Raw genomic sequence first — 12,227 nt, forward strand, 5'->3', positions numbered from 1 at the left:
CACGTTTGAATTGATGCCTGAATGTGGATCAAGGCAATTTATAAATGTCTGACATCTGCTTTCTAAAGTCTTTTTCGCCCCCATAGCTTGGGTGACGAACCTTGTAAATCGGAAGTGTGTCAAAAACTTTTACAGCGTTGATATGGGCGTCATTACCTATGGCAATAATTTTTCGGGGCTGGAGCAAGGCAACAACATTTTCCAAAATGCCTAAGCCAAAATCACGCTCCTTACTGCTGTGGCTCCGGTTGCTGAGTGGCGTATTGGTCTCATGAGGATGGAAAGGGAAAACATTCCAAGTGAAAATATTTTCGCCGGTTCTCTCAAGAAAATTCCAAATATTTAATGCAGTACGTTCGGCTACCGCCTCGCCTTTAGTGGCTCGCTTGATGTTAGCATTCCAAAACTGTTCCGCTCTTTCGAAACGAACTTCATCGGTTAATGCCAGGCCCGTACGACGACCTCCGCGGTGCCCTAGATCACGGCCAATCCAAATGGCATCTACGTCATTGTTTTGTAGCGAGTTCAATATATTGGAAAGGTTTTTTGAGCGAATTACATTGGCATTGTAACGATCGTAGACCGGGCATACATCGGTATAGGGGTTGAACACATTGTCGCCTTGGTAGGACTTGAGTGCGCGGATAAATCGAGAGGTGTTCATGCTGAAAGGGTATAGCCAATGGTTCTGAGTTTAAGAATGCTTATTATAGCATTGTAATTTTTGGCCCAACAAAGCTTCATCAGATGGAAGTGGGTTCTGAATAAAAACCTCTAAAACCATAAAAACTCCTTTGTTTTGTACCATATATTACATAGAATGATGGGTTCTATATTGCAATAAACCGATTTGCAGATAGACCGTCGTTCAGGGCAGAAGGGCCCTCGGGGAAGATTTCACTCTATATCAGGATTCCAATGAGCAACTCTATTGTTTCTGGGCTTATAAAAGGCCATATGGATAGCCTTACCACTTCTGAAAAGAAGATCGCCCGCATTATTCTTGCGGAATACCCCACTGCCGGGCTGCAGCCCGTTGCCAAGTTAGCCAGCACCGCCAAAGTGAGTGCGCCGACGGTACTCAGGTTTGTCAGCAAATTGGGTATTGATAGCTACCCGGAATTTCAGGAGCGATTACTGGCTGAATTGAAAGAACGGCATAAGTCTGCGCTTGAGCAATATCCCGACTCCCAGGACAGCTACCCGGAAAACGAACTGCTGAGTCATTGCCTGAGTGTATTCAGTGCCGGGTTGCATCAGAGCTTTAAAGACATAACCGAATCGGAATTTAAAAAATTCATCGATTTGCTGACAGACCCAAAGCTTCGCATCCATTGTATTGGGGGGCGTTTTTCAGCAAGCCTGGCAAATTATCTGACTCTGCATTTGCAAAGCATGAGAAAAGGCTGTGCGTACATTGCAGGCGATCGTTATTGGTCGGAACACCGTTTGCTGGATATGGATAAGAAAGATGTTGTATTAGCTTACGACTTTCGCCGCTATCAACAGCAGACTCTTGATATTGTTCGCAAGGCTCATGAACAGGGTGCTGAAATTTTATTAATCAGTGATCGTTATCTGTCGCCAGCGGCGGAGTTCGCCAGTTCGGTATTGACCGTGGACATTAAAGGTCCGTCGCCATTCGACAGTAACCTGCCTGCGATGGCATTAACCGAGGCTATTATTGCTGGCGCAGCCAGTAAGCTTGGCGACAAAGCCAAAAGCCGAATGGCCAGGCTCGAGGCCATCGGCGAAGACTTTGAAGCACAGGGTGGAGTCTAGTTCGGTTTTGAGATAGGGTTCTTAATTCTAGCGGGCTCCTGACAAGGATCGCCAAGAGCCCTCTCAAAGCCCCTAATAGATATGTCCGTAGGAACTGTACAGTTCTTCCAGGCTGATATTTTTTACTTGTTTGATTTCTGCATTTTTGATGGCCATAAAAACCTCAAACAATTGATCGGGTAGGGCATCACATAACACGCGATCATTCTTCAGGGCATCCAAAGCTTCCCCCAAACTGCCAGGTAATAAGCGAACGCCCATTTTTTCCTGTTCCTCTGCACTCAAACTGTGCGGATCACACTCAAGCAAGGGAGGCAGCTCTAACTTGCTACGTACACCATCCAGACCGGCGTAAATTAACGCGGCGACAAATAAATATGGATTACCTGCGCCATCAGGCGGACGAAATTCAATATTGTGACTTGCTCCCGAAGAGGTTCCCGGTACGGGAATAATACGCAAAGCCGCTTCCCGGTTCTGCACGCCAACGCAAGCATAACCGCAGCTCCAATGACCGGGGCCGATACGTTCGTAAGACAAGGGGGTCGATGCCGCGAAGGCCATTAAAGCTGGCATATGAACATGTATACCAGCAACAAATTGCGCCGCCAGTTCACTCAACTGACCAGGAGCGTGGCGATCAAACGACAGGGGCTGACCGCCGCCATCGACAAAGCTGAAATGAAAGTGCATCCCGTTGCCGGGCGCAGAGGGGGAAGGCTTCGGTGTAAAACTGGCTCTCATATTCTGCCGCCGGGCGGTCTCGCGAATCACTTCCCTGGCGATCAATGCCTGGTCGACACCATGGATTCCCTGTTTCGGGGCGCAGCTGATCTCGTATTGATTCTCACCAAATTCGGCTTCATAAGTCTCGACGGTGACACCCGCATTACAGACCTGATTCACAAGGCTTTCCAGAAATACGGAGCCCTGGCGAGTGGCGTCCAGCGTAAATGCCGAGCCTTTACTCTCATTACTGATCAAGGTGAATTCATGTTCGAACGCGGTAATGAATTCGGCTCCGGTTTCGGATTTGAAATCGTTTAGCGCTTGTTTACACAGGACCCGGGGGCAACATTGCCAGGGTTTTCCATCGGGAGTTTGCGTGTTGGCCAGAAACAAGTGATAGGCTGGCCACTGCTCATCTGCATCCAGATAAACTTCGGTGTCCACATCAGGAACTTGCTGGACTTCATCCATAGGTCCCCAGGGATTGTCGGCAATATCGCCATTGGGAAGCAGGGCGTGTCCGGCGCAGGCCCAGCCGAGTCCTTTGGCCTTCAGAGATTCCAAACGCGAGGAGGGAACACCTCGCACTCGGCTGATTCCAGTTAAATCGTTCCAGGCCACCATCACAAGATGTTGATGTTCTGCTGTTTTTGACATATCTAATACCTAGCAATCTTATTGTTCTAAATGCCGCTAACATTAAGAAAAATGAATGGTTTATCTTATCGGCCCGGGGCAATGTAAAAAACCATAGCGTTGTTGCAGTAAATCCTCAACAACTTCAGCGAAGCGTTTCGCCCAATGGTTAGTGCCTCTTTCTTCGCGAAGCAGATCCTGACGAAACTCGACCATCAATGAAGGTAAACCGCGAGAGATGGCGTGCTCGGGAATGGTGTAATCCTCGCCAAAAACTTCGGCGTAGGGTGTGTTGTCGCCCACGATAATATCGCTCCACTCATTGAGCTGTGACAGGCTACGTTTTGCTGCACGGCCATCACCACCCCAGCAGATTGCAATGCTTTCCTGGCGGCAGGCATCTCCGAGTCGAGGTGTCATGGAGTGAACCGACAAAATCAAAGGTACCTGGCCGCTGCTCAGAAAGCGGTTAATCCGATGTTCTATCGCCAAATGATAGGGGCGATAGATTTCCTTGATGCGGCGTTCCACTTCAAAATGGTTTAATTTTCGATTCGCCGGGACAACAACACCATCGCTGCTTTCAACAATCGATGCAGAGTCGGTGATATAGCGATTGCAATCAATCACCAGACGGGAATAATTCGCTTGAATGGTACAGGCATTAAAATGATCGGCGAGAAACTCGGCCACTTTGGCAGCGCCGATATCCCAGGCAATATGAGAATCCAGAGTTTCCCGGTCTAAGCCCAAATTATGCAAGCGTTTGGGAATCGCTCGTCCGCCATGATCTACCACGATAAGCAGTGGGCATGTCGAGTTTTCATTAAGACACCGATACGCTGACAGGTCGCCGTCACCTAAAAGCGAAAATGAATGATTCAAGATTGACTCTCCAGAGTGAATGAAAAGGAGAAAAATAAAAAAACACATCCGTGTGCCAAGAGCAAAACCGCGACACCCAACCGCGGTTACAGGGGGCCGCACGACATTCGAGTATGAAAAATGCCGTGCTGGACCAGCTAGAACTCGTAGCTCATGCGCAAGCCAAACTTCCTTGGGGGCAGTACGCTGGAAAAGCTTACGTTGCGATCGACACTAAAAAAGAAGGCATCCCAGTGGCGAGTGGCAATATACTCGTCTGTGAGATTGTCGACGAAGAATTGCAATTGCCATTGATCACCATGCAGTGTTGCGCTGGCATCGACAATATCGTAGGAATCGATATTGAATTCCGGATCAGTTGCCCCAAATCCCTGAATGGCATCGTCGACAAAACGGTAATTCAAGGCCAGAACCAACTCACGATTGTCCGCTACCGTCATGCTGTAATCCAGACCGATATTGGCGGTCAACTCGGGCGTGAAACGAAAACTTTCACCCGCACGTTGTTGCCCTTGAGTATCCACGTAATCGTCAAATTCTGTGTCGACATAACCAAGGGAGCTGCGCAACACCAAGCCTTCTGTAAGTGCGGCTGTCAATTCAAGCTCAGCACCATTGATGTGGGATTCACCCGCGTTGGCGGTAGAAGCAACCGGTAATCCATTAACTTCAATAATCGTGGAAAGCTGCTGATCCTCCAGTTCGATATAGAAGATGGCACCCTCTACTTTTACGCGATTGTCGAGTAAGTCGGCTTTAAAGCCCAGCTCATAATTGGTAGAAGTTTCTTCATCGAATGCGGTGAAATCGACCGCACTGATCGGTGCAATTGGATAGCCGCCAGCTTTAAAGCCCTGGGAGACTGTCGCAAAGCTCATGATGTCTTCGTTCCAGTAATATTTTAGCGATACGGTGCCAGTAACACTTTCAAAGGTATCTTTTTCCTGATCCTGATCGATTACATGCAGGTTAAAACCGGCAATGGTGTAATCGGTATAGAAATCACCATCGATGTCTTCACTGGAATAGCGACCGCCCACCGTCAGAGCCAGGGATTCACTTAAATCGATCTCTGCGTTAGCAAAAACCGCATAACCCTGGCGATCCGTTCTGACATCCTGATCGGTAATAAACAATCCGGGTAGTGCCGGATTGTTTGGCAGATCATAGCCCCGTTGGGAATCCAATTCTTCCTCGAAGTAATACAAGCCAACTAACCAGTTGATACCCTCACTGTCACCGCTCAGACGAATTTCTTCTGACCAGAACTCCTGTTTGCTGCGGAAATCGTGAATGCTATCGGTAAAGGTTGTGCCGCCATCAAAATCAAAAGGCAGTTTGGTAGACAGGTAGCGATAGCCGCTGATGGAGGACAGTTGAGCCCAACCCAGATCCCATTCCAAATGTAAGGAACCGCCACGGTTTACATCACGGGCTTCAATCTGAAATTCAGTATTTACCTCGTAACAATCACAGCCTCGGGGGACACCGGGTAATCCATTCAAACCTTCAAACCTGGCATAGTCGAAAGTTAAAAATGCGGAGAACTCATCACTGGGCTCGTAGTTCAGTGCGAAGCGCGCACTGTTTTTATGGCCATCATTGGCATCGACGCTTCCCGCGGATTGCTCGAGCTGACCTTGATTTATTCGGCCGATGGTCGGGTTTTCCAAGTAAGCCCCGATGTATTGCGACTCAACCGCAATTGAACTGAACAGTACATCACTGATGGGAAGGTTAACGCTGGCCTGTGCCTTATGGCCGCCAAAGTCATCCAGTTCAAAACGCATGCGACCCGAGAATTCATCATGCGGCCTGCGGGTGACGATATTCACTGCGCCCCCTTCACTGTTCCGACCAAAGATGGAACCTTGTGGGCCTTTCAAAATTTCGATGCGCTCAACATCCATAAAGCCGGTGTCGAAGGCCAGGCGAGGTTGATAGACGCCGTCGAGAAACACTGGCGTTGCCGGATCACCCCCTGTATTTGCCCCTACGCCTCGAGTGACGAGGTAAACAAAGTCTTTACCGGGCGAGATAAAATCACCCGAAGTGGAAATGCCTGGCACGCGACCGACGAAATCCGTGGCGTTTTCGATGCCGGTATTCTCAATTTCATCTCCGGAAAAGACATCCAGTGACATGGGCACATCAAAGAGGTTTTCTTCACGTTTACGGGCGGTAACCACCACCTCCTCTAAACTGATGCTTCTCGACCCTTGAGCTTCCTGGGCATTTGCCAATTGAATATCGAGCGCAAGGGCGCTCATTATCAAACTACTGCTTGCACTGCACAAAGCCAACTTCTTCATTATCTTTCTCCTCGGTTTTTAGCGTAATCGCCGCTTTATTGTTTGGAAAGAGCTATTTGTTCCATAAGTTAAAAAAAATTAAATTATGGAAGTTTTGTTACATTTCTTGTCGTGTCAAAACCAGGCAAGCAGCCTGGCTATCGCTATGTGTATTCGAGTTTAATGACCAGCTGATACGCCGTTAATTTCTGCAATCAGTTGAGCGGTACTGATGCGCCGGCAGTAGCCGGAATAGGCGTCCAGCGCACGCTCGTGCCGATCTTGGGAATACGTGACGCAGGCATCTTCCACGACCGTTACCAGATAGCCCAGGTCGCAGGCATCGCGAACGGTTGATTCCACACATTGGTCCGTAAGCAAGCCAACCACAATGAGATAATCTTTTTCCATCGCCCGCAAAACATAATCGATGTTCGTAGAGTTAAAGACACTGGAAGAGGTTTTACGAATCACAATCTCATCGTCCACGGGCGCAATAGGGGCCAGGGTTTTACCGTCCTGAGAACCTGGGGGAATATGAAAGCCACTGATTTTATAGTCCAGCCCACGATCTCTGCCGTCTTTGGTCAGGCTTTCGACATTGGTAAACATGACCTCCAGAGCGTTTGTGCGACAACACTTTTGCAGTGCCTGAATATTGGGTACCACGGTGTTCTCAATGCGATCGAAAAAATACTGTTTGTCTTCGGGCACATTGTCTTTGTTCATATCCGCATGTTCACCGCAGCCGATGGCGGCCACGTAATACTGCATATCGACCACCAGAAGGGCGGAATTTTCGATCGCGCCAATCGGGCGGTTGCGCGTGAGAGTTTTGTTTCCGCCGTGCAAGGCATCACTGCGTCTGGCCATACTGTCTATCTCTGCAAATCTGTAAATAGAGCGTGTCGGAGACTACTGCTTTAATGTTACCTATAACTTAGGCAGTCCCAGCATCACTGGCAAGCGGGATTGCGCTTGGGTGCAAGGGCTCGGTAGCGGATAAAGCGGTGTATATCACTTATCCATCAGGGTAAGCAGATCCGAACATTTTGTATTTTATATTACATAAAAATATTGTTTGCAAGCTTATGTAACATATTTTACTATTCTTGCAGCTTAAATAATCGGCGCTTAACACACTTAATTATGTAGCCGCAGGGGTTTAATAACCTGAACATCTATAAGCATCAAAGCAATATCAATAAATTGGAAATCAACGCGATGAAAATAAATAAGCCTGTACTTGATACCCAATCCGTCGTCACCGAATGGCGTCGTCATATCCACGCTCACCCTGAAACCGCTTTTGAGGAGCACCAAACCGCCGCCATGGTTGCCAGGATTCTGCGCGAATTGGGCATGGAGGTAGAGGAGGGTATTGGTGGCACTGGTGTAGTGGGTACACTGAAAGCCGGTACCAGTAACCGTCGGCTGGGGCTGAGGGCTGATATGGATGCTTTGTTCATTCACGAATTGAATGAGCTGGATTACCGCTCCCAGGTGGATGGAAAAATGCACGCCTGTGGCCACGACGGCCATACCGCAATTTTATTGGGCGCAGCAAAAGTTTTGGCTGAAAATCCGAACTTTGATGGCATCATCCATTTCATTTTTCAGCCTGCCGAAGAAACCGGCGATGAGCATTGTGGTGGCAATGCCATGGTCAAAGATGGCTTGTTCGAACGCTATCCGGCGGAATCTATTTTTGCTCTACACAATATGCCCGGCCTGCCGTTTGGTTATGTTGCCATGCGCAGTGGTCCGATGTTGGCTTCCATTGATACCTTTGAATTTAAGATGCTGAGTGAAAACACTCATGCTGCGGCACAGCATAGTACAGCGGACCCGGTACTGGCAGCGGCGCAAGCCATCAGTGCCTGCCATCAATTCAAAGCGCGTTACATCAATCCCGCCGATGCATTGATCTTAACCATTACCCAGGTGAAAGCCGGTGACCCGCTAAATGATCGCCCCGGTGTGCATGTGGGGCCGAGTGAAGTCTTAGTTCGAGGCACTATTTATACACTGAACGAAGACATACGCAGTGACGTTGAAGCTGGTTTGGCTAAGACGATTAAACACACCGCTGAACTGCATGGCACAGATTATGAGTTTAGCTATGAGTACGGTTATCCGGTGCTGCAAAATAGTCCGGCTGAAACTCAATTGGCAGCAAAAGCCGCTACAAGAGTGGTCGGAGAAGAGAATGTTGATGCGGATATGCATCCTGTGATGGGTGCGGAAGATTTCGCCTTTATGCTCAAAGCGAAACCTGGCTGCTACATTATGCTGGGCGCTGACGGAGGTGAAAGTGGCTACCTCCCTTGCCAGCTGCACAACCCGCACTACGACTTTAATGATGATCTGATTCCCATTGGGATACAGTATTTCCTGAATGTTGTTGACGAGTTTTTTGAAAGCGAATAGGGTCAGTGTCATCGCGCTTTCATTATGTCGAATAATAAAAAACTAGGTGCCCCATGAATCTGCAATACAGCCATGCCGTTGGAGAGTCAGATAGACCTCTCCTAAATATCACTATTGGAGAACAGCTGGAAAAAAGCGCTGAGCTTCACCCTGATAACCCTGCTTTGATTGTCGAACACCAGAAGATCGAGTGGAACTACCGACAACTCAACGACAAGGTTAATAGTCTCGCGCTCAGCCTGAATAAACTGGGTATTCAGGCCGGAGATCGAGTCGCGATCTGGGGGCCCAATTCCTATGAATGGGTGCTTACCCAATTCGCCACAGCAAAAATCGGCGCCATTCTGGTTTGCATCAATCCGGCCTATCGACTCTATGAGTTGGAATACGCTTTGAATAAAGCATCCTGTAAAGCGATGGTCCTGGCGGGTGAATTTAAAAGCTCTAACTATGTAGCGATGATCTCGGAGCTGGCGCCAGAGCTTTCCAAGGGGCAGGACTCCCTTGGTAGCGCAAAGCTTCCCCATTTGAAATATGTGATTCGTATGGGGAAGCAAGAAACAACGGGCATGAAAAATTTTGATGAGCTGCTTCAGGTAAGCACATCCAATGACGATGTTCGCGAACTCAGTTCGGGTTTATCTCCAAGTGATGCCATTAACATCCAATTCACTTCAGGCACAACCGGTAGCCCGAAGGGCGCGACACTCAGTCATATTAATATTTTGAACAATGGCCACTTTGTGGGTGCCAGCATGGAGCTGACTCCCGACGACAAGCTGTGTATACCTGTGCCGCTTTACCATTGCTTTGGTATGGTGATGGGGAATTTAGCGTGTGTCAGCCACGGGGCAACCATGGTGTATCCGAATGATGGCTTTGATCCGAAAGCGACACTGGAAACCGTAGCCCGAAGAAAGTGCACTGCCTTACACGGCGTGCCCACTATGTTTATTGCCGAGCTGGAGGAGGCGGATCAATACGATTTGTCGTCTCTCAGAACGGGCATCATGGCCGGAGCGCCTTGCCCGGAAGAAGTGATGAAAAAAGTCATGGATAAAATGCACATGAAACATGTGTTGATCGCCTATGGGCAGACGGAACTGAGTCCGGTAAATCATATTACCTCCCGTGACGATTCATTGACCCGAAGAATTTCCACGGTCGGTAAACCTGGACCTCATCTGGAAGTGAAGATTGTCGATGAAAATGGGAAGACGGTACCGGTAGGTGAAAAAGGCGAGATCTGCACCCAGGGGTATTCAGTGATGAACGGCTATTGGGATGATCCTGAGAGAACCGCTGAAACCATCGATCAGGAGGGGTGGCTGCACTCCGGGGATATCGGTGTGATGGACAGCAGTGGCTACGTGAAAATCGTCGGTCGCATCAAGGATATGATCATCCGGGGCGGCGAAAATATTTATCCAAGAGAGATTGAAGAATTTCTGATTACCAATTCCAACATTGAAGATGTGCATGTATTTGGAATTCCGGATGAGGTGATGGGGGAAGAGGTCTGTGCCTGGGTAAAACTGAACGATGAGGGCTCCTGTACCGAAGATGATATTATCAATTTCTGCCGGGGGCAGATTACCCACTTTAAAATCCCCACCTACATTTCTTTGGTTTCCGAGTTTCCGATGACGGTGACCGGTAAAGTACAAAAATTCAAAATGCGAGAAATCATGGTGGAAAAGCTGGGAGAAAAAACGGCGGGCTAAGGGCCGGGGTCAGCCAAGGAGGTTGAATGGCATCAAGTTCATAATTGAGCTTGATGCCATATTGGGAATCAGTATTGAAATTTTTTCACCAATGCCAGTAGCTCTTCCGACATATCACTGGCGTCTTTCATCGCTTCATTGATAGTGCGAGTGCTGCTGGTATTCTCGGCACCCATCTTGGAAATGTGCGCGATATTGCGATCAATTTCATCGGTGGCTTGGATCTGTTGGGAGGAAGCCGCCGAGATTTGCTCGCTCATCATGTTGATATGATCGATGGAACCCGCGATGGAAACCAGGGTTTCGCCCGCATTTCTGACTTGTTCTACCACGGCTTCCGACTGGTTGCAGCTGACGCTCATTACGTTAACCGCTTTCTTAGAGCCTGCCTGCACGGTTTCAATCATTTCACGAATGGATTCGGTCGATTCCTGTGTGCGGCCGGCCAGGGTGCGAACCTCATCAGCTACCACTGCAAAACCGCGCCCTTGTTCACCTGCACGGGCCGCCTCAATAGCCGCATTCAGGGCCAATAAATTGGTCTGCTCGGCAATGCTGCTGATCACTTCCAGTACTGAGCTGATGCTCTCGGTATCTTGCTCCAGCTGGCTGATAACTGTTGAGGCGCTCTGAATCTGACTGGCCAAGCCTTGAACTTCGGAAGTAGCTTTTTGCAGAACTTCCTGACCATTTGACGTTTCTCGATTTGCCTGATTTGCCGCCGCAGCGGTGTCACCCACATTGCTGGAGACTTCTTTCGAGGTATCGTGCATTCGGCTTGTTGCCTGGGCGACCTGCTCGGTTTCGGTTTGCTGCTCTACAATGTTTCGTTCTGTTTGATAGGCCGTTGTGGAAACGCTCAGTACGGTGCCGCTTAAGCGTTCCGCTGAAGAGTGAATGGTATCCATAACTTCTATCAATTGATTTTGCATATTGCGAATGGGCGTTTGAATTTCATCATCCCCAACGATATCTTGCCTTAAATCGCCCTTTGCGATGGTGGTCAGCGTAGCGCCAACGTTATTCAAATGTTCTTGGGTAATCTTGGCAATGCGCCAGCACAAAACAAAACTGATCAGCGCGGAAATGACAAATAGAATGATTTGATGTTTCTCGGCCTCAGCTTCATGTTTGGTTGCTGTCATTGCTGCTTGTTCGGTGAACTGCTCGATTTCAATGACGAGCTTGCTGAGCCTGCGGTCAAGTTCACCTTCTATCTTTACAATGTCCTGGATCAGGATATGAACTTCCGTGATATCACCGGCTTTTAATACCTGAAAAATGTGATTGGCATCTTGATCGTAAGTTTTGTGAAGTTTTCCGATTTCTTCAAGACTGCGTGCCACTTTCCTGAACTCCTGTTCATGTTCCTTACTATGGGGAACCAACAGAATGCTTCGCGTCTTACCAAGTGCATCTTCAATTTCCTGATCGACTTTTTTGGAAAGTTTTCGGTACTTGTCTTTTTCTTCGGCCATTAGATTGGCAACGGTGGCTGTCTGCCCGGATTGCTCGCCATATCGAATGGCACGTTCAAAATGAATGGCCTGCTCAAGCTGGTGGACCGTAATTTTGGTCAGGGCTTCGATGAGGGGAAGATCTTCCTCGGTAATATTCTTCAGTTCCTTGCCGATTGAGTGCATCGACAGGATGGCTGTTAAAGAAGACGTGATAAGCAAAGACAGCAGAACCACCGTAATCAGTAAAAACCTGCCACGAATGGACATGCGCGAAATTAAACTGGACATCA

At 48.5% G+C, this 12,227-nt stretch carries 9 protein-coding genes; 3 read left to right on the forward strand and 6 right to left on the reverse strand.

Annotation, left to right across the window (positions count from 1 at the left end; translation table 11 throughout):
• Nucleotides 1-28 precede the first annotated feature (28 nt).
• Complete coding sequence (locus tag G8768_RS06940; protein WP_166849378.1) at nucleotides 29-664, reverse strand: uracil-DNA glycosylase; 636 nt, start codon at nucleotides 662-664, stop codon at nucleotides 29-31.
• A 293-nt stretch (nucleotides 665-957) separates the two neighbouring features.
• On the opposite strand from G8768_RS06940, the gene G8768_RS06945 reads away from it, so the two are divergent.
• A complete protein-coding gene (locus tag G8768_RS06945) occupies nucleotides 958-1,782 on the forward strand; it encodes a MurR/RpiR family transcriptional regulator (protein ID WP_166849375.1) in 825 nt (274 codons plus the stop codon).
• Between the two features lie 72 nt (nucleotides 1,783-1,854).
• Here the strand turns inward: G8768_RS06945 and G8768_RS06950 are convergent, their stop codons facing one another.
• The 4 genes from G8768_RS06950 to G8768_RS06965 form a co-directional block, all read right to left on the reverse strand.
• Nucleotides 1,855-3,168, reverse strand: a complete 1,314-nt coding sequence (locus G8768_RS06950) for a glutamine synthetase family protein (RefSeq protein WP_166849372.1) — start codon at nucleotides 3,166-3,168, stop codon at nucleotides 1,855-1,857.
• Between the two features lie 60 nt (nucleotides 3,169-3,228).
• On the reverse strand, nucleotides 3,229-4,032 hold the full coding sequence (locus G8768_RS06955; protein ID WP_166849369.1) for an N-formylglutamate amidohydrolase: 804 nt from the start codon (nucleotides 4,030-4,032) through the stop codon (nucleotides 3,229-3,231).
• Between the two features lie 137 nt (nucleotides 4,033-4,169).
• Entirely contained in the window at nucleotides 4,170-6,344 is a 2,175-nt protein-coding gene (locus tag G8768_RS06960) for a TonB-dependent receptor (RefSeq protein WP_166849366.1), read from the reverse strand.
• A 159-nt stretch (nucleotides 6,345-6,503) separates the two neighbouring features.
• Nucleotides 6,504-7,196, reverse strand: a complete 693-nt coding sequence (locus tag G8768_RS06965; protein ID WP_166849364.1) for a cysteine hydrolase family protein — start codon at nucleotides 7,194-7,196, stop codon at nucleotides 6,504-6,506.
• A 351-nt stretch (nucleotides 7,197-7,547) separates the two neighbouring features.
• Here G8768_RS06965 and G8768_RS06970 point away from each other — a divergent pair, with 351 nt between their 5' ends.
• Complete coding sequence (locus G8768_RS06970) at nucleotides 7,548-8,753, forward strand: amidohydrolase (RefSeq protein ID WP_166849361.1); 1,206 nt, start codon at nucleotides 7,548-7,550, stop codon at nucleotides 8,751-8,753.
• 53 nt (nucleotides 8,754-8,806) lie between these two features.
• Entirely contained in the window at nucleotides 8,807-10,477 is a 1,671-nt protein-coding gene (locus G8768_RS06975; protein ID WP_166849359.1) for an AMP-binding protein, read from the forward strand.
• 68 nt (nucleotides 10,478-10,545) lie between these two features.
• Here the strand turns inward: G8768_RS06975 and G8768_RS06980 are convergent, their stop codons facing one another.
• On the reverse strand, nucleotides 10,546-12,225 hold the full coding sequence (locus G8768_RS06980; protein ID WP_166849356.1) for a methyl-accepting chemotaxis protein: 1,680 nt from the start codon (nucleotides 12,223-12,225) through the stop codon (nucleotides 10,546-10,548).
• Nucleotides 12,226-12,227 lie beyond the last annotated feature (2 nt).

It is taken from the genome of Pseudoteredinibacter isoporae, from assembly GCF_011602085.1.
GTDB lineage: Bacteria > Pseudomonadota > Gammaproteobacteria > Pseudomonadales > Cellvibrionaceae > Pseudoteredinibacter > Pseudoteredinibacter isoporae.

Coding starts and splice junctions, on each gene's coding strand:
- G8768_RS06940 (WP_166849378.1), bottom strand. CDS start 664: ATGAACACCTCTCGATTTATCCGCGCACTCAAGTCCTACCAAGGCGAC.
- G8768_RS06945 (WP_166849375.1), top strand. CDS start 958: ATGGATAGCCTTACCACTTCTGAAAAGAAGATCGCCCGCATTATTCTT.
- G8768_RS06950 (WP_166849372.1), bottom strand. CDS start 3,168: ATGTCAAAAACAGCAGAACATCAACATCTTGTGATGGTGGCCTGGAAC.
- G8768_RS06960 (WP_166849366.1), bottom strand. CDS start 6,344: ATGAAGAAGTTGGCTTTGTGCAGTGCAAGCAGTAGTTTGATAATGAGC.
- G8768_RS06965 (WP_166849364.1), bottom strand. CDS start 7,196: ATGGCCAGACGCAGTGATGCCTTGCACGGCGGAAACAAAACTCTCACG.
- G8768_RS06970 (WP_166849361.1), top strand. CDS start 7,548: ATGAAAATAAATAAGCCTGTACTTGATACCCAATCCGTCGTCACCGAA.
- G8768_RS06975 (WP_166849359.1), top strand. CDS start 8,807: ATGAATCTGCAATACAGCCATGCCGTTGGAGAGTCAGATAGACCTCTC.
- G8768_RS06980 (WP_166849356.1), bottom strand. CDS start 12,225: ATGTCCAGTTTAATTTCGCGCATGTCCATTCGTGGCAGGTTTTTACTG.